This window comes from Nocardia sichangensis, from assembly GCF_047200615.1.
Taxonomy (GTDB): Bacteria; Actinomycetota; Actinomycetes; order Mycobacteriales; family Mycobacteriaceae; genus Nocardia; species Nocardia sichangensis.
The window spans coordinates 31,885-55,730 of sequence record NZ_JBJZOK010000029.1; the positions used below are offsets into that span (position 1 = coordinate 31,885).

Genomic DNA, 23,846 nt, shown 5'->3' on the forward strand with positions numbered 1-23,846 from the left:
CACGTGACCGACCGTGTCGCACCACTGATCATCTCACTGCCCAGGTGATGAAGCACCATTTCTGTCACTCATGACGCTGTGTGCGGCATGCGAATGCGCCGAATCTCGGCGGCTGGGCATTTCCGCGACGAGGTGCAGCGACTTCGATTGTCGTTTCGCGGTCACCACTCCGGATCGGCGTGGTAGATCTCGCGGTATTCCTTGGCGAAGACGCGGCGGCCGAGCAGACGCCACGCGAGCCGGGCGGGAAGTGGCATCTCGGCGAGAATTTTCCGGCGGTCGTCGTCGGAGACGCCCTGCAGAATGAAGCCGAGGAAGACCAGCTGGCGGTCCTTCGGCATGTGCTCGCGTCCGCGTTCGCCGAGAGCCTGCCATTCGAGCGCGGTCATGACGTTCTCGACCACGGGCAGGATGTGCCGCTCCTCCTCGGCCATGTGCTCGTCGAGGGTATCGGACAGCGCCCGCAGCGTGGCCGCGAGCCGGTCCCGAACCGACGGGTCGGCGGCGGTGGCGAACTCGGTCCCGTCGCGGTGGGCGCGCTCGGTGAGTTCGGCGATCCGCTCGTGCTGTTCCTCCATGCGCAGCACCAGAGCGGCGTCCGCGGAGGCGCGCTCGAGCAGGATCGGCCACATGAGCTCGTCCTCGCCGGTGTGATGGAGGTGCAGGCCGTCGCCGAGTTCGCCGAGGAAGGTGATCAGGCGCCGGGCGCGCTCGACGTCTCCGGGCGCCACCGCAGCGACGAGGCCGGGCAGAGCGCTGAAGTGTCTGCGGAAGGCGTTGTGCAGGATGACCATGTCGTAGGTGTCGGGGCGGCCGGGCGCGGTGCGGGTGGTGTTCATGCGGTGCTCCTGTCGCAGTGGTGAACTGTAGCGACTGTGCGGCCCGCCGCTTGCAGCCCACTTGTAAGGCACTGCATGGGGGTCGGTCTTAGACTTGGCGCGTCATGGTTCGGATCCGGGTGCTCGGCGCGCTGACCGCGGCGGACGAGCAGGGCGAACTCGATCTCGGCGGTCCGCGGCAACGTGGCGTGCTGGCGCGGCTGCTGGTCGCACGGGGCGAGGTCGTGCCGGTCGATCGGCTCATCGATGACCTGTGGCGGGGTGAACCGCCGCCGCGGGCACTCGGCGCACTGCAGGCCTACGTCTCCAACCTGCGGCGGTTGCTGGAGCCGCAGCGGGCGCCGCGCACACCCGCCACCGTTCTGATCAGCCGGACCCCCGGCTACGCGGTCCGATTCGCCACTGAGGACGTGGACGCGTGGCGCTTCGGCGCGGAACTCGACGCCGCTGGGCAGCAGGTCGATCCGCGCGAGCGACGGCGCACGCTGGACCGCGCGCTCGCCCGCTGGCAGGGCCCCGCCTACGCCGCCTACGCGGCGGAGCCGTGGGCGACCGCGGAAGCGGCGCGGCTGGAGGAATTACGGCTGGGCGCACGCGAGCAACTCGCGGCAGCCCTGCTCGAGCTCGACGAGCCGGCGCTCGCCGCTGCCGAGGCCGAGGTCTTGAGCAGGGAGCACCCGCTGCGGGAAGAGGCGTGGCGGCTGACAGCGCTGGCTCGATATCGGGCGGGCCGCCAAGCCGACGCGCTGAGCGCCCTGCGCCAGGCCCGCAACGTTCTCGCGGACGAACTCGGAATAGATCCGGGTCCGGCTTTGACCCGGCTGGAGGCGGACATCCTCGCGCAACGAATCCCGCTGCGCGAGCGGGCGATTCCACTCCCGCAGACACCGTCCACGTCCGCAGCGGCCGCGAGCGCACCGCAGGCCGAGCCGAATCCGGGATTGTTCGGCCGAACCGGAGAACTCGCCGCGCTGCGCGACGCGGCCGCCGGTGCCGGCCCTCGATCGGCGACTGTGGCGGGTGAAGCCGGCAGTGGGAAATCGACTCTGCTGCAGCACTTCGGCGCCGCTTTGCGCGCGAACGGGCACCGGGTGGTGATCGGACGCTGCCCGGAGGACGACGCCGCTCCGTCGGCTTGGCCATGGGTCGAGATCCTGCGCGCCCTGGCCCGCGAGCACGATCCCGGCGGCTTCGCGCCCGCCCTGGCGCCGCTGCTCACCGACGGCGCCGGTGCACAGGACGCCGACCGCGACCATGGCCGTTTCCTGCTACATCGGGCGGTGTGCGGCTACCTGAGCGCCGTCGCCGCCGTCGCCCCGTTGGCGATCCTGCTCGATGACGTACATCGGGGCGACACCGAGACAGCGGCGCTGCTCACCGCGGTGGCGACGCAGGTACCCGGGCTCGTCGTGATCGGCTACCGCCCCGACGAGGTGCCGCCTGCGTTGGCAGACGCGCTCGCGGCCCTTGCCACCACCGTGCGCGCCCGGGTTCGCCTGCGCGGCCTCGGCGTCGAGGACAGCGGTCGCCTGATCACCGCCCTGACCGGCAGCACACCGGCGGCCGCTGTGGTCCGGACGTTGCACGAGCGCACCGGTGGGAATCCGTTCTATCTCATCGAGGTCGCACGTCTGCTGCAGAGCGAGGGCGAACTGGTCGCCGCGTCGGACGTTCCGGAGGGTGTGCGGGACGTACTGCGCCGCAGGCTTTCCCGGCTTCCCGAGACCGGGGTGGCGCTGCTGCGTCTGGCCGCGGTGATCGGCCGGGAGTTCGATGTCGCGGTGCTGGTGCGCGCGGCCGAGGTGCCCGAGGACGACGTGCTCGACGCGGTGGAAGCGGGGGTGCTCTCCGGGCTCCTGGACGAACCGGCCAGCGGCCGAGCGCGTTTCACGCACGTTTTGGTGCGGGACACGCTGCTCGGCGACCTCTCCCGGATCCGCCGTGACCGATGGCATCGGCGGGTCGCCGCCGCGATCGAGGAGATCGATCCGGGAGATCTCGCGGCTTTGGCCCACCACTACGGCGAGTCGGTGAACCCGGAGACGGCACGACGGGCCGCCGACTACGCCGTGGCGGCAGCCGAACGGGCCGAGCGGCGCTACGCCCACGACGTCGCCGCGGCCGGGTATGAACGCGCGGCCGCCGCGCTCGAGCGTCACACCGGCGCAGACACCGTCGAGGAACGGGTCGCGATGCTGTGCCGGGCGGGTCGCAGTCATCTCGCCGGTGGCGCCGGGCTCGCCGCTCGAACCGCTCGGCACCGGGCCGCGGCGCTGGCGGAGGAGGCCGGCCGAGTCGATCTGCTGGTACGGGCGTTCACCGCGTGGGACACACCCACCCCGTGGATGAATCGACAGTACGGCGTGGTCGAGCACCGGGTCGTCGGTTGGATAGAGGACGCACTGCGTTCCCCCGGCCTCGCTCCCGCCGACCGGTGCCGACTGCTGGTGACGCTTGTCGACGAGATCGGCGGCGAGGCCGGCGAACGCGCGGCGGTGGCCGCCGCCGAGGCCGAAACTCTGGCCCGCGAGCTCGGCGACGACGCCCTGCTGGCTCCCGCGCTGCAAGCGCAGGCCTCGCTGTACGACTCGCCGGAGCGCGGCCCGCTCGGAGCCGAGTTGATCGAGGTCGGGCGACGCACCGACCGGAGCGATTACCTGCTCCTCGGCCACACGGTCGCGGTTCAGGCCGCCGCGTCCGCGGCTGACATCGCCGCCGTCCGCGAGCATCTCCAGGCGGCCACCGCGCTGGCAGACCGCTATCAGTGGCGGCAGGCGCAGGTGGCGAACGCGATGGCGTGCGGGCTGGTGGCGCTCATGACCGGTGATCCCGACACGGCCGAGCAGCACTATCTGCGAGCCAACGAACTGCTGACCCGCGCGGGCATTTTCAATGCGGGCGGAATCCTGGCCATGGCGCTGTTCGTAGTGCGGCTGCACCAGGGCCGCGCCGGTGAACTGGCCGAGATGGCCGGCGCATTCGCCGAGAGCGCCGTCCCCGCGACCGTCGACGCCATGGTGGATTTCCTGGTGCTGGCCCTGCTCTCGGCCGGCGATCGGGCGGAAGCGGCGCGGATCCGGCGCCGGGCCCGGCCGATCCGCGACGACGTGTTCCGATCGCTGTTCCTCACACTGCGCGGCATGGCGGTCGCGACACTGGGCACGCCCACCGAGGCCGCCGCGCTCTACCGCGATCTGCTTCCCTACCGTGACCGGCTCGGTGGCGCCGACACCGGTTCCTACGCGGTCGGTCCGGTCGACACCGTTCTCGGTGACCTGGCGGCCCGGCGCGGCGATGCCGAACTCGCCGCCGCGCACTACCGGGCCGCGCTCCACGTCGCCCAACGCTGCGGCAACCCCACTTGGATCGCGGCCGCGGCCGAACGCCTCGAGCGCTGACGCTTCACTGGTCGCTCACAAGTCGGACCCGGACCATCGTTCCCGACGATCCGGACCGACCGAGGAGTACCCCGATGCCGAATACCCGCCGCTTTCGCGCGGCCACCGATCTGTACCTCAAGACCGTGACCACCGCGCACCGCAAGCTGCTCGACATCAGCGGCGGCCGTGCCGGCACTCGATTCAAGAAGATGCCCACCCTGGCTCTCACCACGACCGGACGGCGAACAGGGATGCCGCGCATCGTGATCCTCACCGTTCCCGTCGTGGAGGGCTACGACAGTTATCTGATCGTCGCTTCGCGGGGCGGAGACGACATCTCCCCGGATTGGTTCCACAACCTGTGTGCCGATCCCGCGGTCGAGGTGTCGTTCCAGCACGGCGCGAAGCAACCGATGACTGCCCGCGTGCTCCCCCCGCAGGAACGCGACCGGCGGTGGCCAGAGGTCGTCGCAGCGTACCCGGGGTACCAGACCTACCAGAAGCGGACCACCCGCCAGATACCCTTGGTCCTTCTCAGCCCACGCCGGTGAGTGGCGTCGCCGCGGGGAGACCGGCCTCGCGGTACTGGAAATGGGTTGGCCGACATGACTCTCGAGCTGATAGCGTCCGGGAGCCCGTGACATCGCATGAGGAGGTGAGACCCATCAACGCTGTATCCAGTGGGTGCTCCACATCTTCTTCACGGTTGGGCGATTTGACGTAGGTGTCGCCGGGAGCGCCGCGAACATGGCAATCCCGAAAGGCAATAACCTATGCGTTCTGTGAATTTCACTGCGGAGACATCGTTGAACGGTGTCATCGAACGCGACTTCACTGTGGGTGAGGTACCCGGCGTGCTCTTCTCGCCCCGATCCGGCTCCGGCCCCGCATCCTTGGTGCTCATGGCGCACAGCGGCGGCCAGCATAAGAGGGCGCCGGGCATCGTGGGCCGGGCGCACCACTTCGTGACCGGCTACGGTTTCCACGCCGCCGCCATCGACGCACCCGGACACGGCGACCGGCCGCGAACGACGGAGGACGAGCAGCGGATCGCAGTCCTCCGGCGTGCTCAGGCTGCGGGCGAGCCGATCGGCCCTATCATCGTCGAATTGCACACCTACCTGGCCGAGCGCGCCGTGCCGGAATGGCAGGTGACGCTGGACGCCCTGCAGGAACTGCCGCAGATCGGCGCGGACGGGCGGGTCGGGTTCTGGGGCATCATGCAGGGTACCGGGATCGGGGTGCCGTTGACGGCCGTCGAACCCAGGATCATCGCGGCGGTCTTCGGCTGCCTGGGGCATGAATCCCTGGTCGAGGCGGCGGCACAGATCACCGTCCCGATCGAGTTCCTGCTCCAGTGGGACGATGAGCTGCTCGACCGTCGATCCGGTCTCGCGTTGTTCGACGCCTTCGCCTCGAAGGAAAAGACGTTGCACGCCAACGCGGGCGGTCATTTCGAGGTACCGAGGTTCGAGGTCGACAGCGCGGCACGGTTCTTCGCGCGGCATCTCGGCCAGGTCGACACGTCACCGGCCTGACGGGACAGGTATCGGCGGCCGGGCGCGAGCCGGCTGCCGATACCTCAGCCGTAGACCGCTCGCCTGCCGGCTGCGGACCTCGCTCGGGGCGTCACGGTGGATGCGCGAGATCGCCAGCGGCGGAGTGACAAGATCGCGCGGTCTGGTCGCCTGAACCGAGCCGGGTGATCATGACATGATCTCGATCATGCCGATCTCCACCAGTTCGTTCGACCATGTCCGCTTGACAGTGACCGACATCGACAGATCCCGGGCCTTCTATGACGCTGTCTTCGGATGGCCGATCGCTTGGGAGTGTCCCGCGGACGCGGACGAGGCCACCCGTGCACGATATGGGTTCCTCTTCGGCGGTGTGATCTACCAGATGGGTGATGCACTGCTCGGACTTCGCCCGGTCGCCAGTGACGAGTTCGACGAAGATCGAGTAGGACTCGACCACCTCGCCTTCGCCCTCGCCACTCGGTCGGATCTCGATTCGGCGGCTGCCTTGCTCGACGAACTCGGTATCGCGCACGCGGGAGTGAAAGACCTGGGCCCCATGTACATTCTGGAATTCCGCGATCCGGACAACATCGCGCTGGAATTGGTTGTGCGCAAACAGTGATCGCTTGCCCGCCGACATGCCGGTCGGCGGCAATGGGATTCCCGCCAAGATCACGATCGGTGACCTGTGGGACCTGGTCATCGGCGCCTGCTGACCGTCCTGTGCTTCCGAGGCGAGGAACGGCGGCGCGCGTGTTGAGCGACTCGGCAGCTACCGCGAGGCTGGGGGCAGGAGCCGGCCGCTGAGAACGGGACGTTCGTTGAGGTCATCCAGAGGCACCCCGACGCCGAGGTTCTCTGCAAGCCTGTAGAACATTCCGCGGGACCCCAAGGGACCGTATTCGTGTTCTTCGGGTCGGGCGCCGAGGGCCTGCATCTCGGTGTCGAAGCGGTGCATGTCGCTGCCTGTCCGGTCGGCTGGGACGAGGCTGGTCGTGGTGTCGAGTCCGGTGATGAGGCGGCCGTTCTCGGCGTACCGGAACACCACTCCCGGTTTCTCGCTGGCGTTCAGCACCAATGCCGCGGTTCCGACTGAGGCGCGCAGCACCAGTCCTCGGTCTTCGATGCATTTCCAACTACCGTGCTCCCACACCCAGGCCCAGCTTCCGTAATGCCCTGCGCTGACCACATATCCGTCGGATACGTAGAGATGGCCGCCCAGCTCGTAGTGGAAGTCATCCTGCTCGCGCACTGCCACGGTGTTCTGGTCGACGCCCATCCGCTCCAATAGCTCCCGGGCGTTGATCTGACGCGCGAAGGTGATGCTGAGCAGCGGCAGATCCCGGCCGTACATCCACCCAAGGCCACCGGTCATGGCGTTCACGACGCCCCCGGTTCGTTGATCCCGATCGAGGTCGGGAAACGCAGTCCATGATCATCAACCCAGGCGTCGTCATCAGCTGAAGCAGTCATAGCGGCTGACGCTGCCATGAGCCACCGACATCCATGGCCGGGTCCGGATTCTGGGCCTATCTCGCACGTGGATCCGCAGTCCCTCCAGGGGCGGCGGGAGCGGATGTTCAGGTGGTGTGGGTCTGCTCGATGAGGGTCGCGGTGGCGCGGTCGAGGAATTCGCAGAACTGTTTGTGCTCGTCGGGGGTGAATCGATCGGTGAGGGCGCGTTCGAGCACGATGACTTCCTGATAGGCGCGGTCGAGCAGGTCGCGGCCGGTCGGGGTGAGGGTGGCGATCATGACTTTGGCGTGGACGGGCGACGGTTGCCGGTCGATGAGCTCTTTGTTCTGCATGCCGGTCAAGACAGTCGCCATGCTCTGCTGCGTGACCCCGCACGCGCGGGCCAGTTGGGCACCGGACATGGCGTCGTCGCGGGACAAGATCAGCAGCACCGTGTATTGGGTCATGGTCAGTCCGTAACCGCGTAGCACCGCCTCATGGTGGGCCATGAGCGCCTGCTCGGCTCGGCGAATGCGCGTGCACACGTATTCCTCGACGGGCACGTCGACCATGTCACAACTCCCTAAGTTGACTCAGCATCCTGATACTGCTTAAGTGCTCAGTATCAGGATACTGAGTCAACACAGAAAGTTGTATGTGATGAAGGCTGTTGTGCTGGACACCGATGACACCTTCCGGATCTCGGAGATCGACGAGCCCGTGGCCGGTCCGGGCGAGGTCGCGATCCGCGTCGCCTATGCGGGGGTGCAGTACGGTGACGTGCTGGTGCGTGGCGGGCACTTTCCGGTGCCGCGCCCGTTCGTGCCGGGCTTCGAAGCCGCAGGCCAGATCATCGCGGTGGGCGAGGGCGTGGACGAAGGCCGGATCGGTGAGCAGGTCGTCGCGCTGGTCGGCGGGGGCGGTTACGCCGAGGTCGCGACCGCGCCTTCGGTGCTGGCGATCAATGCCTCGCGCGTCGACGCACGCACCGCGGCAGGGTTCGGATGGGTGACTCCGACCGCCTACGACCTGATCGATTCCGTCGGCGGGGTCCGGGCCGGGGACCGTGTGCTGATCCACGCCGCAGCCGGTGGTGTCGGATCACTGGCCGGGCAGTTCGCCGCTGCCGCCGGCGCGGAACGGATAGTCGGCGTGGTCGGCAACTCCGGTCAGCTCGATTACGCGCGTCAGTTCGGTTACCACGAGGTGCTGACGCGAGAACAGTTCCCCGATGGCATCGGTGCGGAAACCTTCGACGTGATCCTCGACCCGATCGGAGGACCGACGCGGGTCGCGAGCCTGGCCCGGCTGGCTGCCCATGGCCGGATCGTGGTCTACGGCAACATCGCCACCTTCGAACCGGTCACCGTCTCGGCCAACGACCTGCTGATGCACGGCCAGTCGCTGATGACCTACAACAGCAATCTGGGCAGCCAGACCCACCCGCAGCGACTCGCCGACAGCGCCACTCGCGCGATGGCGCTGGTCGCCGACGGGTCGGTGCGCATCGATATCACCGCCGAATACGCCCTCGCCGACGTCGAGACCGCGATCGCGAACCTGGCCGGCGGAGTGACCCGCGGCAAGAGTGTCGTCTGCATCGGATGAATCACCGTCGCCGATCCGGCCGGGACACCTGCTCGAGTGTCGTGCGCTGGATCAGCCGCCTTTTCTCGTTCGGGTCACGTGTGGCCGCCACCGCGGAGCCAGTCGGTCCACGGGATGCTCCAATCGCCGTTGTGCCAGATATCGAGGGGTTCGCCGCCGGTGTTGCGGACCTCGACCACGTCGCCGGGGATGACGAAGTCGTAGAACCATGTGGCGTCGGCGGGGGAGAGGTTCAGGCAGCCATGTGAGACGTTGGTGTTTCCTTGCGCCCACATGCTCGCGGCCAATTCGTGCACGAAGATTCCGTCGTGGCTGATGCGGACCGCGTGGTTGATGCTCGTGCGGTAGCCGAGCGCGGAGTTGGTGGGCAGGCCGTAGGTGGCGGAGTCCATGATCACCGGGTCGTTTCGGTCCAGCACGGTGTAGATGCCGGGGCGAGTCCAGAACGACATGACTCTGCCGCCGACGACCGCGGTGCCGCCCATGCCCATCGATGTGGGCATGGTGCGCACGAGGTTTCCGTTGTCGAAGACCTCGATCTGTTTGGTGTCGTCGTCGGCGACCGCGACGTGCGCAGGTCCGATGGTCACTGAAACTTGTTGGTCACGCGAGCCGTAACGGCCGTCGCCGAGCGCGCGGCCGAAGAACTCGGCCGCGATCGTGATCCTGGTTCCCGGTGCGTGATAGTGCTCCGGCCGCCAGTGTGCGTTCTGATCGTCGAGCCAGTACCAGGCGCCGGCGACGGCAGGCTGGGTGGTGACCTTCAGGTAGCGTTCCGCGGCGGTCCGGTCCACGGGTTCGTCGAAATGGGCGACGAGCACGAAACCTACTCCGTAGGTGTCGTTTTCGGCCAGCTCGACGAGATTGGACGAGCGTAGTGAGACGTCGATGATCTGTTGCGGTCGCACCGTGGCGCAGGTTGTCGTCGCGGCGACGTCGCCGGTTTCGCCCTGAGCGACGGCTTTCGCGGTGTAGGTGTGTCCGTAGCCGAGTGGTTCGGCACTGGTCCAGGTTCGATGATCGGGTGCCGATACGCCCGGCAGCGATCTGCCCGTTTCATCGATCCATTCGACCGATCGCAGCGTCCCGTCGGTGACGGTGACCGTGCCGAGACTGCGCGGTTCGACATCCTGGGTGCCGGGGGTGGGGTCGAATCGGATTGTGGCAGGTGTGGGTGGCGGCGCGAGTTCTCGCGCCCACCCCCATCCGGCCAAGGCGAGACCACCCGCACCGGCGAAGCCGATCAACAGCCGACGACGTCCCAATGCCACCGTCTATCTCCCTTCTCCGGGGTGCTGGGGCCGACCTCTGTCCGCCAGCATGCGACAGCTACGCGCCGCCCGTGAGACCGACGACCAGCATCTCCACCGATCCGCCGCACAACCGATACCGTTCCTCGATTGATCGGGGTTCTCCCGAGTGTGGATCGGCAGCGATTGCCGGCAGCTCTGGTCGGCTGTGGGGCGCTGGCAGGATAGGTCGCATGCTCATCGTCATCGGCGGACTTCCGGGGGCAGGTAAGACCACGTTGGCGCGCCTATTGGCGGCGCGGATCGGTGGCGTGCATCTGCGGGTCGACACCATCGAGCAGGCGATCGTTCGATCAGGTCTGGCCGAGCATCCCGTGGGGCCTGCCGGTTATGTAGTGGGGTACGCGCTGGCCGGGGAGCATCTTCGGCAGGGGTTGACCGTGATCGCCGAATCCGTGAACCCACTGCCGATCACTCGCGACAGCTGGCTGGGCGCTGCCCGAGATGCCGGTGTCGCCGCGGTGGAAATCGAGGTGATCTGCTCGGATCCGGCCGAGCATCGGCACCGTGTCGTTTCGCGATCGGTCGACATCCCTGACCTGCCGCTGCCGGAATGGCAGCAGGTGCTCGACCGCGAATATCAGCCGTGGGATCGGGACCACATCATCCTCGACACGGCTGGCGAGAGACCCGATCAGTCGTTGCGCCGCCTGCTCGGGCGCCTCCGTCACCTCGGGACGTCCAGCGTCCTGACCAGCGGCAGCAACGATCACGAAGTTTAGAATGACGATGTGCAGCGCGCTGCAGTGACCGATCCGTCGCGTGTCGTGGTCCTCGGGTCCGGGTTCGCGGGTCTGTGGGCGGCGCTCGCGGCGGCCCGGCGGCTCGACGAGCTCGGTGTGGCGGGCGGGACCGTCGATATCACGATGATCAGTTCCACGCCGTACCACGACATCCGCGTGCGTGACTATGAGACCGATCTGAGCACATCCCGCATCCCGCTCGGCGTTCTTCTCGATCCGGTCGGAATCGAGCACATCACCGGCGAAGTGACGGCGATCGACGCTGCGGCGCGAATCGTGGAATCTACCGCGGGCGCTCACGGCTACGACCGGCTGGTGCTCGCGTTGGGCAGCCAGGTGGTCAAGCCCGATATCCCTGGCCTGCGGGAGTTCGGGTTCGACATCGATACCCACGACGCAGCGACGAGACTGCAGGCTCACTTGCGCCGGCTCGCCGAGGGTCCCGCTGACCCGGCGGCCGCCACCGTAGTCGTCGTCGGGGCGGGTTTGACGGGGATCGAAGAGGCGACCGGGCTGCCCGCGATGCTCGCCGACGTCTTTGCCCCGCGTGCCGTCGCACCGCGGGTCATCCTGGTCGACCGCAACCCGTTCGTCGGCTCGGACATGGGTGTATCAGCCCGACCGGTCATCGAGGCGGCGTTGGCCTCCAGCGGGATCGAGACCAAGTTGGGCGTCGGGGTGATGTCCATCGATGAACGCGGCGTGACGCTTTCCTCGGGTGAAATGGTGCCCGCCGCCACTGTCGTCTGGTGTGCGGGCATGCGGGCCAGCCTGCTGACCGCGGACTTCGGCGTCGACCGTGACCGGCTGGGGCGACTGCCCGTCGACGATTATCTGCGTGTCTGCGGTGTGCCAGGGGTATTCGCCGCAGGTGACGTCGCTGCCGCGAAAATGGACGACGAGCATATGTCGGTGATGTCCTGCCAGCACAGCCGCCCGATGGGCCGATGGGCGGGATACAACGTCATCGGCGATCTTCTGGGCGAGCCCATGAAGCCGTTGCGGATCCCTTGGTATGTAACGGTTCTCGATCTGGGACCGGCAGGAGCGGTGTATACCGAGGGCTGGGACCGCCATGTGGTCGCATGCGGCGAGGCAGCCAAAGACACCAAGCGCGCCATCAACACTCGCCGTATCTACCCTCCGCTGAACCGCGACCGCGACGCGTTGCTGGCCGCCGCCGCACCCGACCTGCAGGCCGCACCCGAGTACGGACACTAAGGTTCGGTATCCCGATCGAGAGAAAGGCCAAGCCGCGATATTGGGGTCCAGCGAATAGAGCCGACCCGCAGCAGTTCGGGGACAACGGCAACAATCCCAATTCGTGGGAGTCCGCACATGCTGCATGAGTGCACCGATATTCGCTGCTGAGCCGGTCATCGGTGATTGCAGATGGACGTGTATCCGGCCGGGGTCTGGTAGCCCACGGCGGAATATCTGCGGTGGTGGTCTGACGCGACGCCGGGGGCGCTTGTTACCGTGGCTTATGACGAGCGAAGCCGTGCCACGACGCCGCGAGTTGCTACGTGACTTTTTGCGTGCCAGGCGGGCGCGGGTGCGGCCCGAGGATGTCGGGATTCCGGCGACGGGCCGGCGGCGCACGCCTGGATTGCGGCGAGAGGAGCTCGCCGTGCTGGCCGGAGTCGGGGTGTCCTGGTACACCTGGTTGGAGCAGGGGCGCGACATCACCGTCTCCGACGAGGTGCTCGATGCGATCGCCCGAGTCCTGATGCTGAGCGAACCGGAACGAATCCATCTGTACCTGCTGGCAGGACTCAATCCGCCCACCCCGGAGTGCGCGCCCGTAACAGCCGTCACGCCGGAAGTGCAGCAGTTGATCGATGCTTGGGACGGGCGGCCCGCGGTACTGCGCGATCGGTACTGGAATGTGCTGAGGTTCAACGACACCGCCCGGATGGTGTTCGGCTACGGCGACGGCGAACACAATTGCCTCCTCACGTATTTCACCAATCCTCGCTATCGCGCCATGGAGGAGCTGTGGGCGGCGAACGCACCCGCCATCGTTGCCGCGTATCGCGCAAGCGCGGGCATTTGCCCCGGCGACACCGATTTCCGCAGGGTGGTCGACAATCTCCGGTTGATGAGCCCGGAATTCACCGAACTGTGGGAGCGGCAGGAAGTCGGAGTTCCGGAGCAGGCGGTGAACGCGCTGCGTCATCCCGACGTCGGTGAATTGTTCTTCGACGCGACGACGTTGACGGTCGCGGACCATCCCGAATGGCAACTCGTGCTGTACAACCCGAGGCCGGGCACCGCGACCGGCGAGCGCCTGGAACGGCTACACCGCGGGCGCGTCGCCTCGCCCGCCTGACGGCCGCAAGGTGGTGGTGCCACACCCACCATAAATGCGCACTGTTTGCTTCGGGGCTGGGTCGGCACGCTGGAGCCATGACGCACGACAGCTCCCGATACAACGGCAAGATCGCACTCGTCACCGGCGGCACCAGCGGCATGGGGGCGGCCACCGCGCGGCGGCTCATCGCCGAAGGAGCGAAGGTGATCGTCACCGGGCGCGACAAGGCCCGGCTCGACGCGGCGGTCGACGAACTCGGGCATCGGGCGATCGGGATTGCCGGTGACGCAGCCGACCTCAGCGATCTGGACACCTTGGTGACGACTATCCGCGACCGGTTCGGCCGGTTGGACGTGGTGTTCGCGAACGCGGGCATCGGCGCGTTCCAGACCATCGAGGAGGTCACCGAAGACGAGTTCTACCGTGTCCTCGACACCAATCTCAAGGCCGCGTTCTTCACCATCCAGAAGACGCTGCCCCTCCTGCCGGACGGTGCGGCGATCGTTATCAACGCGTCCTTCGCCGCGTATCGCGGCGCGCCCGCCGCCGCCCTCTACACCGCGAGCAAAGCCGCGGTGCAGAGTCTGGCCCGGACCCTCGCCGCCGATCTGACAACCCGGCGCATCCGCGTCAACTCCGTGAGCCCTGGGTACATCGACACCCCAGCCTTCCAGGCCGAAGCATCCGCCGAGATCAAGTCCACGATCGCCACCACGGTTGCCGCCGGCCGGGTCGGCACCCCGGAGGATGTCGCGGCGGCGGTCGCTTTCCTCGCGTCGGACGAAGCGTCCTACATCAACGGACAGGACATCCTCGTCGACGGCGGACTGATCTCGGTCATCCCGGCAGCGGTGCTGTAGCCGAGCTTCGGCAGGAAAAGCTTGTCCGAAGACGGCCGTGCTGACCGCGGGCGCGTTCGAGGGCGGCGTATCACGTATGCCCTCGAAGATCGCCGCGCTGAGTCGACGACCTCAGCCGACACTAGTTCTCATCGGGCGTGTGCTCGGAACCGGCGTCGAGGGGGTTCGCGGCCATTCTGACCGCGAGGCCCGACTGTATTGCGCGTGCGGCGGAGCTGCCGGGCTTACGGTCGGCCTGAGCCTGGAAGCAGGCAAGGAACTCGTCGGCGAGCCCGAGCCGGGGGTACCGCTGGAGTACCTCGGCACGGAAGGCGGGGCTGAAATCGTCGATGTTCTTTCCCACGATGTCCAGCGCCGCGGCCCGCGACAGCAAGTGCCCTTCGGGATCATCGGCCACGTCCACGTCAGGCCCCATATGCCCGGCGATGACTTCGCCGAGGCGTTCGCGGCGCTCGCTCGGCCAACCGGCGCCGGCGGCGAACACCCGGGCGACATGGGCGCCGGCCTCCTCGAAGGAGACGGTGTGACTGTCGAACTCCGGCACGAGGCTGATGTCGTGGAACATGGCAGCCGTGAACAGCAGTTCGGTGTCGTAGCGGATGCCCTGTTGACTGCCGTATGCGGCCGCCCAGATGTAGACGCGGTGCGAGTGGTTCAGCAGGGCGGCGGAGTGGTAGGCGGCGGCTACCTCCAGGGCGGCCGATGAGGCGGCCGTGTCGGGGATCACGAGGTGGTCCACAACGCTCATGCTTCGACAGTACGGCGTGGCGGCCCGTGCTCCTGATCCATTCCGACGGCCCGATCGTCGGCCATCACTACTGAAGGCGGGCCATCGGCTGCACCTTCAACTGGCCCGCCGATTGTGGACCTGAAGTGCGTAACGTCGAAGCCGACCAGTACTCCGACGACCGGAAGGACCTTCATGCGAGCCATCACAGTCCGGGATCGCGAGGCTGGCATCGGCGGATTGACCCTGACCGATCTGCCCCACCCGCACGCCGCTGAGAACGATGTCATCGTGCAAGTCCACGCCGCCGGCTTCACCCGCGGCGAGCTCGATTGGCCAGGGACGTGGACCGATCGCGCCGGTCGCGACCGCACCCCGAGCGTCCCCGGCCACGAACTGTCAGGTGTAGTCGTCGCGCTCGGCTACGGCACCACTGGACTCACGGTGGGCCAGCACGTCTTCGGGCCGACCGACTGGGCCCGCAACGGTTCGCTCGCGGAGTACACCGCCGTGGAAGCCCGCAACCTGGCCCCGCTCCCCGCTGACGTCGACCACATCGCCGCGGCCGCGCTACCGATCTCCGGTCTGACGGCCTGGCAAGCCCTGTTCGACCACGCTCACCTCGAAACCGGCCAAACCGTCCTCATCCACGGAGTCGGTGGCGCCGTCGGCTCTGTCGCCGCGCAACTCGCCCAGGAGGCGGGAGCCCACATCATCGGCACCGGCCGAGCCTCCGACCGGGACGCGGCCCGAGATTTCGGCGTCCACGAGTTCGTCGACTTGGACGGAGAGCTCCTGGAGGACGTCGGCGAGGTCGACGTGGTACTCGACGTGATCGGCGGCGACATCCGCGACCGCTCTACCGCGCTACTACGCCCCGGCGGCACCCTCGTCACCATCGCCGGTCCACCCACCATCCAGCCTCACGACGGCCGAGCCATCTTCTTCGTCGTCGAGCCCAACCGCGAGCAACTGGCCCAACTGGCCACCCGCCTCCGTCATGGCCGACTCATCCCGCTCGTCAGCAGCGTCTGCTCCCTGGCCGACGCCCCCGCGGCCTTCAGCCCCGACGGGCGCACCCGCGGCAGAACGATCGTCAAGGTGACCACGGACTGACGAGACCAGCTGTTTCGGCCGTCGACCGAAGCGTCCAGCTCGGAGGCGCCTGGATTAGCTCATTAGATGCTGTCGCCGAAGTCACGCGGCAACTCGACCGATGAAATGCCGTTAATCAGGGAAATGACACGGCAGAATGTGGCGATGCGGATATTTGCTCGATTGTTGCACGCTGTCGTCGCCGGGGCGCTGGTTGTGGTGGCCGGTCAGGGTGTCGCGGCCGCCCCCGCCGCGAGCGACGCCCATATTCAGTTGCCCTGGCTGACGTCTGGGCCGGATGCGGTGCAGGCGGCGGGTGCGGCGCTGGCAGACGGAATCACCGGCACGGTGCTGTGGTCGCGACAGCCGAACACCCCGGTCCCGATAGCCAGCATCACGAAGGTGATGACGGCACTGGTCGTGATCAATGCCGGCGACCTCGACCGGGCCATCACCGTGCCGCAGGAAATCATCGCCTACGACACCGAGTACGACGGAAGCACCGCAGGCCTGGTCCCCGGCGAGGTGCTCACCGCGCGACAGCTCCTGTACGCGATGATGCTGCCGTCCGGCTGCGACGCCGCCTATACCCTTGCCGAAGCCTACGGGCCCGGACAAGACGGTTTCATCGCCAAAATGAACGACACCGCGCGTCAGATGGGCCTGGCGGGAACACATTTCGCCGACCCCAGCGGGCTGCCTGCCCCCACCGACCACTCCACCTACTCCACACCGGCGGACCTGGTCGCCCTCGGCCTGCGCGCGATGAGCCTGCCGGTGTTCCGGGAGATCGTCAGTTCGCAGAGCTATCACGTGCCCGCCGGCCCGGACAACCGCGCTCACCTCTGGCAGACCACGAACAGGATGCTGCACGACTATCCCGGCACTATCGGCATCAAAACCGGATACACCGACGCTGCGGGAACCTGCCTGCTGTTCGAGACGGTCAGGGCAGGAATACCGCTGATCGGTGTGGTCCTGCACAGCTCACCCGACAGCGGCGCTGCCGCGAAGGATGACGCCGAGCGCATGGTGAACTGGGCCTACAACCCGATCTTCAGCGCGCTGCCGATCGGTTAGCGCCGAATGCGGTGAGCCCTCTGCTGATCCGGTTCCGATGTCGGCCTCCAGCTGTGGTCATGCCGCTTCGAGGACCGGATCCGTTCGGCGACGAAGTGCCCTCCGGTGGTGGCGGTGCGCGCCGCCTCGACCACCTGTTCGCGCTGTTCGCGGTGATACCGTGAACGCGACAAACGTCCCGTCGACCGACAGTGAGTGGCCAGCGTTGGTGTCCGAGTCCGTTGTGAGTGAGGCCGAGTCTCGTAAAGGACTTCCGCGCACCAAGCGCGGGGAACGCACACGCGCCGCGCTGATCGCCGCGGCGCGCGAGGTATTCGAGCGCGACGGATACCTCGATGCCAAGATCTCCGATATCTCCAAGGCCGCCGGGACGGCGTCGGGGTCGTTCTACACCTATTTCGACGGCAAGGAAGAGATCTTCGCGGCGGTGGCGGAGCAGGTGCAGGAAGAGATGCTGCACCCTCACGTTCGCGGGCGCACGGGCGTCACCGACCCGCGCGACCTCATCGAGGCGGCCAATCGGGACTACCTTCGCTCCTACAAGCGCAACGCGCGCCTGATGGCCGTGCTCGAGGAGGTCGCCCTGATCAACGAGGATTTCCGCGAGCTGCGGATGGAACGAGGCAAGGCTTTCGCGGAGCGCAACGCGAAGATGATCAGCGCGCTGCAGGAATCCGGCCGGGCCAGCGCGGACCTCGATCCCATGATCACCGCGCACGCCTTGTCGGTGATGGTGAGCCGGATGGCCTACCTGGTCTTCGTCCAGAATCAGCGCATCCCGTTCGAGAAGCTCGTCACCACCCTGACGCAGCTGTGGGTCAACGCGCTGCAGCTCGAATCGGACTGATATATCGCGCAGGGTGGGCAGCGTTGATAAGCGATCGTTCGAAGGAAAGACCGCCATCGGTGTCGTTCCTGGTGAGCGGGGGAGCGGGATTCGTGTCCGGCCAGGTCGTCTATGTGGCCGGCGGACCTCGGGACAAGGACGGAAGGACAGCGACCGATGAAGGTATTCCAGGGCTTGGCCGAGATGGAGAAGGCCATCGGAACTCACCTCGGATACAGCGACTGGTACACCGTGACCCAGGAACAGATCGACCGTTTTGCCGACGCGACGGGCGATCACCAGTGGATTCACGTGGATCCGGTGAAAGCGGCGACGGGACCGTTCGGCACGACCGTCGCCCACGGATTTCTTACGCTGTCTCTCATTCCGATGCTGACCCGGCAGATCTATCGCGTCGAAGGGTTGTCGATGGGCGTCAACTACGGCGCCAACAAGGTGCGGTTCCCCGCGCCCGTTCCCGTGGGGTCCCGGCTGCGCGCGGGAGTCGAGTTGCTCTCGCTCGCGCCTGCGAACCTGGGATTCCAGGCGGTCAGCCGCGTCACCGTCGACATCGACGGCGCCGCCAAGCCCGCGTGTGTCGCCGAGACAGTCGCGGTGCTGGTGCCTTGATGAGCGACCGTAACCGCGAGGATCTGCCCGGCTTGGACCTGGATCGCCTGGCGGCATGGCTGGCCGATGTCGAGCCGGATCTGCTCGCCGGGCCGCTCACCGGCCGCCTGATCGCAGGCGGGAAATCCAACCTGACCTACGAGATCAGCGACGGCAGGTCGGCGTGGATCGTGCGGCGGCCCCCGCTCGGTCACGTGCTGGCAACCGCACACGACATGTCCAGGGAATACCGGGTGATGACCGCGCTGGCCGGCACCGGCGTACCCGTTCCCGCCACCTACACGCTCTGCGAGGATCCCGATATCCTCGGCGCGCCCTTCTATCTGATGGAGCGGGTGATCGGGACGCCCTACCGCACGGCGGCCGAACTCGCAGCGATCGGCGCCGACCGGACGCGAACCATCTCGACCGGAATGGTCGACGCTCTGGCCGCTCTGCACGCCGTCGATCCCGCGGCAGCCGGACTCGCGGATTTCGGACGTCCGAGCGGATTCCTGGTGCGGCAGGTGCACCGCTGGAAGAAGCAGTTGGACGCCTCCTACTCCCGGGAACTGCCGGGTGCGGACGCGCTGTACGGGAGGCTCGCGGCCCACCAGCCTCCGCAGTCTCCGGATGGAATCGTCCACGGCGACTACCGGCTCGACAACATCCTGATGGACTCCGAAGACCGCGTGGTCGCCGTAATCGATTGGGAAATGGCCACTTTAGGTGATCCGCTCACCGATGTGGCGCTCCTGCTGCTGTATCGCCGCCTCGGCGAGATCGGCGTCACCGGTGTCAGCGACGTGGCGCTCGCGCCCGGGTTCCTCACCGAGGCCGAACTGCTCGACCGCTATGCCGAACACAGCGGCCGCGACCTCGCGCACTTCGGTTTCTATCTGGGGCTCGCCGCCTTCAAGCTCGCGGCGATCCTCGAAGGCATCCACTACCGCCATCTCCACGGGCAAACCGTGGGATCCGGCTTCGAGACCGTGGGATCCGGGGTCGAACCGCTGTTGCGCATCGGGATCGAAGCACTCGAGTAGAACAACCGATGACCGGCACACTCTCGACGCCCCCGGTGAGACCGTCGTGGCGGGCGCCGGTCGGCTCGGCAGCCGGGCAGATCGCGCGCGTCGTCGGCATTGCGGGGCGGACCCGGCAATGGGCGAAGTTGAATCTGAAGTCGAATTCAAATACGGTGCGTAGGCAGCCGTCAGTCAGTACGAGGAGTCGCCATGTTCGAGCTCTCGGAGCGATCTCGCCGATACCGCGAGGATCTGCTCGCCTTCATGGACGAGCACGTCTACCCCGCGGAGGCGGTCTACCACGCACAGATGACGGAGTCGGGTGATCCGCATTTCCACCCGCCGATTCTCGAAGAACTCAAGACCGAAGCGCGCAAGCGTGGTCTGTGGAATCTGTTCCACCCGCACCCGGAGTGGGGTCCGGGCCTGACGAATCTGGAGTACGCGCCGCTCGCCGAGATCATGGGACGAAGCGCGCATCTGGCGCCGGAGGCGACCAACTGCAACGCTCCCGACACCGGGAACATGGAAGTGCTGACGCTGTTCGGCACGCCCGAGCACAAACAGACGTGGCTGCGTCCGCTGCTGGACGGCGAGATCGCCTCGGCGTTCGCGATGACCGAGCCGGCGGTCGCCAGCTCCGATGCCACCAACATCGAGCTGCGCATGCGGCCCGACGGAGACGAGTACGTGCTGAACGGCCGAAAGTGGTGGACCTCCAACGCCTTGCACAAGAATTGCAAGGTCCTCATCGTGATGGGCAAGACGGATCCGGATGCGCCCGTGCACCGTCAGCAGAGCATGATGGTCGTCCCGATCGACACCCCTGGCGTGACGGTCCTGCGCAACCTGCCCGTCTTCGGGTATCAGGACCGGGAAGGGCACGCCGAGGTGGTGTTCGAGAACGTCCGAGTGCCGCGCACCGCGCTGCTGGCCGGTGAGGGCGACGGGTTCATGATCAGCCAGGCCCGGCTCGGGCCGGGACGGATCCACCACTGCATGCGAGCGATCGGCATGGCCGAACGGGCGCTGGACCTGATGATCGACCGAGCGCAAGCGCGGACGACGTTCGGCGCGCCGCTGGCCGACCGCGCCAACATTCAGGATTGGATTGCCGAGTCCCGCATCGAAATCGAGATGGCGCGGTTGCTGACACTCCAGGCCGCCTATCTGATGGATACCGTCGGAAATCGCAACGCGCGCGTCCAAATCGCCGCGATCAAGGTGGCCGCGCCCCAGGTCGCGCTGAAGGTGATCGACCGGGCCATCCAAGTCCACGGCGGTGGTGGCGTCTCCGACGACTTCCCTTTGGCGAACATGTACGCGCATCTGCGCACTTTGCGTCTGGCGGACGGGCCGGACGAGGTGCACAAGCGCACGATCGCCCAGATGGAGTTGCGCCGCCGCGACCCTTCATGGGGCAAGCGACCGTAGCCGGACAGGACGAAGCGGCACAACCCACTTCAAAAGGAGAAACGTATGGCCGAGCCCTGTGTGGTGGTGGCGACCATGATCGCGAAGCCGGGCCAGGAAGAGCTGGTGGAGCGGACGTTGCGGACGGCCGCGCCCGCGGTGCACTCCGAGCCGGGCTGTCTGCTCTACGCACTGCATCGACGGATCGGCGAACCCGGTCGATTCGTGATGATCGAGAAATGGGCGTCGAAAGAAGCGCTGCGCGCCCACGGCCAGAGCGCGGTGTTACGTGAGGTCAACGAGGCCTTGGGCGACGCGCTCAGTCATCCGGCCGAGGTGCTGGTCTTCGACGCGCTGCCCGCGGGCGATTCCGAACTGGGAGCGCTCTGACGGACGAACGACTGCCCGGCACGATGTTCACCGGAGCGAATATCGGAAAGTTCGTGCTAATGCTCTGAATGGGATGCGTCCGGGCTCGCGTTCTCGGCCAGCACGATGTCGGTGGATTCCTTGGTGCTCGGGCTCATTCGGGGTGCCCTTCGTTGTTCTCGCTGAACAGGTGCTTGCCAGCGTAGATCGGCGGAACGCCGAACTCACGACGGGCCGAGAGCGGCCCACAGCCGCTCGATGGTGTCCGCCGCGTCGCGGTGCAGGACGCCGGTGAGCCCCGCGTGTTCGGCCGCGACGATGTTCTGTGGCAGGTCGTCCACCATTACCGTGGCTCCCGGCTCCACATTCAAACGGGCGCAGGCGATGTCGTACGCGCGCCGCGATGGCTTGCGTACACCGATCTCGCCGGAGATGGTGACGGCGTCGAACATCGAAGCGAGGTCGAATCCCGCGTAGCAGTCGTCGCCGAGTGAGTTCGACAGCAGCCCCACACGGAATCCCGCATTCCTGACTTCGGTCACCAGCTCGATCATGGCGCTGTCGGCTCGCAGGCCGGACTGGATGCGGTGAACGAGCCCGGCTCCGTCCACCTCGACCCCGTGCGCACGCAGCCGCGCCGCGAAGCCCTGTTCGAACTCTCGCTCGCCCATGCGTCCCTCCTCGTGGGCGACCAGCAGTGCCCGGGCCTCCACGTCATCGCTGAACAGGCGCAGCGGTAGGCGGGGATCGCAGCCGATCGACTCGCCGAACTCTCGGAACGCCTCGAAGACGCTGGACGTCAGCACACCCCCGAAGTCGAACAGCACGGCGGTCGCCCGGTGCTCGGCGGGTACGGAGGTGGGACCGGTCATGAGAGTTCCTTTCCACTCCGTGCCGCCGGACGCGGCGTCACGTTGTCGAGTGCGTGCAGTTGTCGGCGGCGCGGCCGAGCACTGGGCGATGTCCGGCAGTCCGAGCATGCTTTCGCAACCCGAGGATAGTTGAATATGAGTTCATGTTCAATATCAAACGCTGGGCTAACCGTATGAGGCGCCGATGAAGAGCGGCCCCTACGCCTAGCCGTATCTTGAACGTGACATCGGATTCGGGTAACTATCGAAGTCGACTTTTCAGCACCACGAGATATCGGAGCAGTCTCTTGACCACGGTCTCCCCGCGGAGTGCTCGTCTGACCTTCCGCGCCCTCGAGCCGATCCACGGCATGATCTACTTCACCCCGCACGGCCCCGAGATGTATCGCGACCTCGGTCTGACGGATCCGCGGATGATGTACTTCGCCTCCAGGTCCGCTGCCTTCGGTCCGGTGGCGGCCGATGTCACCGTCGCCGCGTTCTTCAACTTCAATCCGGCCGCGGTGCGTGTCGCCCTGCCTGCCGCGTGGGAAATCGCATCTCCCGCAGCGATCTTGCGCGCTAGGTTGCTCGCCGTGGACCGTTCGCTGCGGCAGGCGTGGGGCGATGACATCGCCGGCGCCGACGTCCGCGAGGCCGCTGATTTGGCACGGCGTGCCGCCGAACGTGCCCGCGAGCGGCCCCAAGGGCGCGCGCTGTTCGCGGCCCATGCGGCGCTGCCCTGGCCCGACGAACCGCATCTGGTGCTCTGGCACGCACAGACACTGTTGCGGGAGTATCGAGGTGACGGCCATGTGGCGCTACTGACGACGGAGGGACTGGACGGTATCGAAGCACTGATCACGCACAGCGCGACCGGCGAGGTCGCCGCCGAGGTACTGCGCCTCAGCCGATCCTGGAGTGAGCAGGACTGGGCATCCGGCGTCGACCGGCTTCGTGCCCGCGGGTGGTTGGCGAACGGCGCTCTCGCTCTGAGCGAGCACGGCGCCGCCCGGCGCAGGGCGATCGAGGACAGGACCGACGAGCTGGCGGTCTATCCGTACGAGGCGATCGGCGAAGACGGGTGCGCACGTCTGCGCGCTCTGGCCTCGTCGTTGGCGGTTCGGGTCATCGAAGGCGATCTGGGATTTCCGTCCGTGCTGTCGGAGCGCTACCGGCAGGCGATCCAGGCCGAATCTCGATGAGCCGGGCGAAGGTGGCCGCGGTGCGGCCGGAGATCACCCGGGTACTCGCGGTCCCCGCCGCGTTCATCAGGGAGATTCCGCCGGAGTTCGAGGACGGCAACCGGCACATGAACGTGATGCACTACTTTCGTCTGCACGGCGAGGCGATGTGGCAGCAACACCGTGCGCTCGGCTACACCGAGTCCGGGGAGTTCGGTCTGTTCGCGATGGAGCAGCACGTCGCCTACTACCGGGAAGTGCTGGTGGGACATGAGGTCTCGGTGCACGTCTGCGATCTCGGGCGCACCGACAAGGTCGCGCGCGGTATCTCGTATCTGGTCAATCGCACCGTCGGCGAGGTCGCGAGCTCGTTCGAGTTCCTGAGCATGAACGTCGATCGGGTGTCTCGCCGCCCGGCGGAATTCGCCGACACGGTCGCCGCCGCCCTGGACGAATCAATCGCGCGCGCTCGATCGCTTGGTTTCGGACCCGACGACGGGGTGCTCGAATTGCGTCCCTCGCTGGTTCGCGAGCGGGACTGAACAGCTCCGGCCGAGCTCATCGGCTCGACTGGAGCAATACCTCGAAATTCCTCTCGGAGAGTGGCATTCGTGCCGCGAAAGTCATCGGTGGAC

General features: G+C 67.1%; 24 protein-coding genes. 18 read left to right on the forward strand and 6 right to left on the reverse strand.

Annotated features, from left to right (window positions below; all coding sequences use genetic code 11):
• Positions 1-161: 161 nt before the first annotated feature.
• Positions 162-839: a hemerythrin domain-containing protein gene (locus ACL03I_RS30930; RefSeq protein ID WP_412807604.1), complete on the reverse strand. Its 678-nt coding sequence runs from the start codon at positions 837-839 to the stop codon at positions 162-164.
• 104 nt (positions 840-943) lie between these two features.
• Here ACL03I_RS30930 and ACL03I_RS30935 point away from each other — a divergent pair, with 104 nt between their 5' ends.
• The 4 genes from ACL03I_RS30935 (at position 944) to ACL03I_RS30950 (ending at position 6,361) form a co-directional block, all read left to right on the forward strand.
• A complete protein-coding gene (locus ACL03I_RS30935; protein ID WP_412807605.1) occupies positions 944-4,237 on the forward strand; it encodes a BTAD domain-containing putative transcriptional regulator in 3,294 nt (1,097 codons plus the stop codon).
• Positions 4,238-4,311: 74 nt separating this feature from the next.
• Positions 4,312-4,770, forward strand: coding sequence for a nitroreductase/quinone reductase family protein (locus tag ACL03I_RS30940; RefSeq protein ID WP_412807606.1), 459 nt, complete (start codon positions 4,312-4,314; stop codon positions 4,768-4,770).
• Positions 4,771-5,001: 231 nt separating this feature from the next.
• A complete protein-coding gene (locus ACL03I_RS30945; protein WP_412807634.1) occupies positions 5,002-5,757 on the forward strand; it encodes an alpha/beta hydrolase family protein in 756 nt (251 codons plus the stop codon).
• A 187-nt stretch (positions 5,758-5,944) separates the two neighbouring features.
• On the forward strand, positions 5,945-6,361 hold the full coding sequence (locus tag ACL03I_RS30950; RefSeq protein WP_355078161.1) for a VOC family protein: 417 nt from the start codon (positions 5,945-5,947) through the stop codon (positions 6,359-6,361).
• A gap of 150 nt (positions 6,362-6,511) precedes the next feature.
• Here the strand turns inward: ACL03I_RS30950 and ACL03I_RS30955 are convergent, their stop codons facing one another.
• Together ACL03I_RS30955 and ACL03I_RS30960 are read right to left on the reverse strand one after the other, a co-directional pair.
• Positions 6,512-7,114: a DUF6461 domain-containing protein gene (locus ACL03I_RS30955; protein WP_412807635.1), complete on the reverse strand. Its 603-nt coding sequence runs from the start codon at positions 7,112-7,114 to the stop codon at positions 6,512-6,514.
• Between the two features lie 205 nt (positions 7,115-7,319).
• On the reverse strand, positions 7,320-7,766 hold the full coding sequence (locus ACL03I_RS30960; RefSeq protein ID WP_355078160.1) for a MarR family winged helix-turn-helix transcriptional regulator: 447 nt from the start codon (positions 7,764-7,766) through the stop codon (positions 7,320-7,322).
• An 88-nt stretch (positions 7,767-7,854) separates the two neighbouring features.
• Between ACL03I_RS30960 and ACL03I_RS30965 the strand changes: the two genes are divergently transcribed.
• Positions 7,855-8,802, forward strand: coding sequence for a quinone oxidoreductase family protein (locus ACL03I_RS30965; protein WP_412807607.1), 948 nt, complete (start codon positions 7,855-7,857; stop codon positions 8,800-8,802).
• Positions 8,803-8,876: 74 nt separating this feature from the next.
• Here ACL03I_RS30965 and ACL03I_RS30970 read toward each other — a convergent pair whose 3' ends face one another.
• Positions 8,877-10,073 (reverse strand): L,D-transpeptidase, encoded by a 1,197-nt coding sequence (locus tag ACL03I_RS30970; protein ID WP_355078158.1) that lies wholly within the window; start codon positions 10,071-10,073, stop codon positions 8,877-8,879.
• Between the two features lie 212 nt (positions 10,074-10,285).
• On the opposite strand from ACL03I_RS30970, the gene ACL03I_RS30975 reads away from it, so the two are divergent.
• The 4 genes from ACL03I_RS30975 (at position 10,286) to ACL03I_RS30990 (ending at position 14,029) form a co-directional block, all read left to right on the forward strand.
• Complete coding sequence (locus ACL03I_RS30975) at positions 10,286-10,834, forward strand: P-loop nucleotide/nucleoside kinase family protein (RefSeq protein ID WP_412807608.1); 549 nt, start codon at positions 10,286-10,288, stop codon at positions 10,832-10,834.
• Positions 10,835-10,858: 24 nt separating this feature from the next.
• A complete protein-coding gene (locus ACL03I_RS30980) occupies positions 10,859-12,076 on the forward strand; it encodes an NAD(P)/FAD-dependent oxidoreductase (RefSeq protein WP_412807636.1) in 1,218 nt (405 codons plus the stop codon).
• A gap of 265 nt (positions 12,077-12,341) precedes the next feature.
• Positions 12,342-13,187 (forward strand): helix-turn-helix transcriptional regulator, encoded by an 846-nt coding sequence (locus ACL03I_RS30985; protein WP_412807609.1) that lies wholly within the window; start codon positions 12,342-12,344, stop codon positions 13,185-13,187.
• A 77-nt stretch (positions 13,188-13,264) separates the two neighbouring features.
• A complete protein-coding gene (locus ACL03I_RS30990) occupies positions 13,265-14,029 on the forward strand; it encodes a glucose 1-dehydrogenase (protein WP_355078155.1) in 765 nt (254 codons plus the stop codon).
• A 121-nt stretch (positions 14,030-14,150) separates the two neighbouring features.
• Here ACL03I_RS30990 and ACL03I_RS30995 read toward each other — a convergent pair whose 3' ends face one another.
• Entirely contained in the window at positions 14,151-14,777 is a 627-nt protein-coding gene (locus tag ACL03I_RS30995) for an HD domain-containing protein (protein ID WP_412807610.1), read from the reverse strand.
• Between the two features lie 174 nt (positions 14,778-14,951).
• Here ACL03I_RS30995 and ACL03I_RS31000 point away from each other — a divergent pair, with 174 nt between their 5' ends.
• The 7 genes from ACL03I_RS31000 to ACL03I_RS31030 all read left to right on the forward strand — a co-directional run bounded on the left by ACL03I_RS31000 (position 14,952) and on the right by ACL03I_RS31030 (position 21,197).
• On the forward strand, positions 14,952-15,872 hold the full coding sequence (locus ACL03I_RS31000; protein ID WP_412807611.1) for an NADP-dependent oxidoreductase: 921 nt from the start codon (positions 14,952-14,954) through the stop codon (positions 15,870-15,872).
• A 144-nt stretch (positions 15,873-16,016) separates the two neighbouring features.
• On the forward strand, positions 16,017-16,931 hold the full coding sequence (locus tag ACL03I_RS31005; protein ID WP_412807612.1) for a D-alanyl-D-alanine carboxypeptidase family protein: 915 nt from the start codon (positions 16,017-16,019) through the stop codon (positions 16,929-16,931).
• Positions 16,932-17,154: 223 nt separating this feature from the next.
• Positions 17,155-17,778 carry a TetR/AcrR family transcriptional regulator gene (locus ACL03I_RS31010; RefSeq protein ID WP_356964162.1) on the forward strand — a complete coding sequence of 208 codons (624 nt, stop codon included), beginning with the start codon at positions 17,155-17,157 and terminating at the stop codon, positions 17,776-17,778.
• Positions 17,779-17,934: 156 nt separating this feature from the next.
• Positions 17,935-18,387, forward strand: coding sequence for a MaoC family dehydratase (locus ACL03I_RS31015; RefSeq protein ID WP_355078150.1), 453 nt, complete (start codon positions 17,935-17,937; stop codon positions 18,385-18,387).
• Positions 18,387-19,412, forward strand: coding sequence for a phosphotransferase family protein (locus ACL03I_RS31020; protein WP_397278335.1), 1,026 nt, complete (start codon positions 18,387-18,389; stop codon positions 19,410-19,412). Before ACL03I_RS31015 ends, ACL03I_RS31020 begins: the two co-directional genes overlap by 1 nt.
• A gap of 192 nt (positions 19,413-19,604) precedes the next feature.
• On the forward strand, positions 19,605-20,828 hold the full coding sequence (locus ACL03I_RS31025) for an acyl-CoA dehydrogenase family protein (RefSeq protein WP_355078148.1): 1,224 nt from the start codon (positions 19,605-19,607) through the stop codon (positions 20,826-20,828).
• Positions 20,829-20,873: 45 nt separating this feature from the next.
• Positions 20,874-21,197, forward strand: coding sequence for a putative quinol monooxygenase (locus tag ACL03I_RS31030; RefSeq protein ID WP_364425370.1), 324 nt, complete (start codon positions 20,874-20,876; stop codon positions 21,195-21,197).
• 203 nt (positions 21,198-21,400) lie between these two features.
• Here ACL03I_RS31030 and ACL03I_RS31035 read toward each other — a convergent pair whose 3' ends face one another.
• Positions 21,401-22,048: an HAD family hydrolase gene (locus ACL03I_RS31035; RefSeq protein ID WP_355078146.1), complete on the reverse strand. Its 648-nt coding sequence runs from the start codon at positions 22,046-22,048 to the stop codon at positions 21,401-21,403.
• Positions 22,049-22,335: 287 nt separating this feature from the next.
• Here ACL03I_RS31035 and ACL03I_RS31040 point away from each other — a divergent pair, with 287 nt between their 5' ends.
• Positions 22,336-23,232: an SCO6745 family protein gene (locus ACL03I_RS31040; RefSeq protein WP_355078145.1), complete on the forward strand. Its 897-nt coding sequence runs from the start codon at positions 22,336-22,338 to the stop codon at positions 23,230-23,232.
• Positions 23,229-23,753 (forward strand): thioesterase family protein, encoded by a 525-nt coding sequence (locus tag ACL03I_RS31045; protein ID WP_355078144.1) that lies wholly within the window; start codon positions 23,229-23,231, stop codon positions 23,751-23,753. The genes ACL03I_RS31040 and ACL03I_RS31045 overlap by 4 nt, the downstream gene beginning before the upstream one ends.
• Positions 23,754-23,846: the final 93 nt, after the last annotated feature.

Coding starts and splice junctions, on each gene's coding strand:
- ACL03I_RS30940 (WP_412807606.1), top strand. CDS start 4,312: ATGCCGAATACCCGCCGCTTTCGCGCGGCCACCGATCTGTACCTCAAG.
- ACL03I_RS31005 (WP_412807612.1), top strand. CDS start 16,017: ATGCGGATATTTGCTCGATTGTTGCACGCTGTCGTCGCCGGGGCGCTG.
- ACL03I_RS30955 (WP_412807635.1), bottom strand. CDS start 7,114: ATGACCGGTGGCCTTGGGTGGATGTACGGCCGGGATCTGCCGCTGCTC.
- ACL03I_RS31045 (WP_355078144.1), top strand. CDS start 23,229: ATGAGCCGGGCGAAGGTGGCCGCGGTGCGGCCGGAGATCACCCGGGTA.
- ACL03I_RS31020 (WP_397278335.1), top strand. CDS start 18,387: ATGAGCGACCGTAACCGCGAGGATCTGCCCGGCTTGGACCTGGATCGC.
- ACL03I_RS31000 (WP_412807611.1), top strand. CDS start 14,952: ATGCGAGCCATCACAGTCCGGGATCGCGAGGCTGGCATCGGCGGATTG.
- ACL03I_RS30975 (WP_412807608.1), top strand. CDS start 10,286: ATGCTCATCGTCATCGGCGGACTTCCGGGGGCAGGTAAGACCACGTTG.
- ACL03I_RS31035 (WP_355078146.1), bottom strand. CDS start 22,048: ATGACCGGTCCCACCTCCGTACCCGCCGAGCACCGGGCGACCGCCGTG.
- ACL03I_RS30930 (WP_412807604.1), bottom strand. CDS start 839: ATGAACACCACCCGCACCGCGCCCGGCCGCCCCGACACCTACGACATG.
- ACL03I_RS31030 (WP_364425370.1), top strand. CDS start 20,874: ATGGCCGAGCCCTGTGTGGTGGTGGCGACCATGATCGCGAAGCCGGGC.
- ACL03I_RS30985 (WP_412807609.1), top strand. CDS start 12,342: ATGACGAGCGAAGCCGTGCCACGACGCCGCGAGTTGCTACGTGACTTT.
- ACL03I_RS30960 (WP_355078160.1), bottom strand. CDS start 7,766: ATGGTCGACGTGCCCGTCGAGGAATACGTGTGCACGCGCATTCGCCGA.
- ACL03I_RS30950 (WP_355078161.1), top strand. CDS start 5,945: ATGCCGATCTCCACCAGTTCGTTCGACCATGTCCGCTTGACAGTGACC.
- ACL03I_RS30990 (WP_355078155.1), top strand. CDS start 13,265: ATGACGCACGACAGCTCCCGATACAACGGCAAGATCGCACTCGTCACC.
- ACL03I_RS30995 (WP_412807610.1), bottom strand. CDS start 14,777: ATGAGCGTTGTGGACCACCTCGTGATCCCCGACACGGCCGCCTCATCG.
- ACL03I_RS30965 (WP_412807607.1), top strand. CDS start 7,855: ATGAAGGCTGTTGTGCTGGACACCGATGACACCTTCCGGATCTCGGAG.
- ACL03I_RS31025 (WP_355078148.1), top strand. CDS start 19,605: ATGTTCGAGCTCTCGGAGCGATCTCGCCGATACCGCGAGGATCTGCTC.
- ACL03I_RS31015 (WP_355078150.1), top strand. CDS start 17,935: ATGAAGGTATTCCAGGGCTTGGCCGAGATGGAGAAGGCCATCGGAACT.
- ACL03I_RS30935 (WP_412807605.1), top strand. CDS start 944: ATGGTTCGGATCCGGGTGCTCGGCGCGCTGACCGCGGCGGACGAGCAG.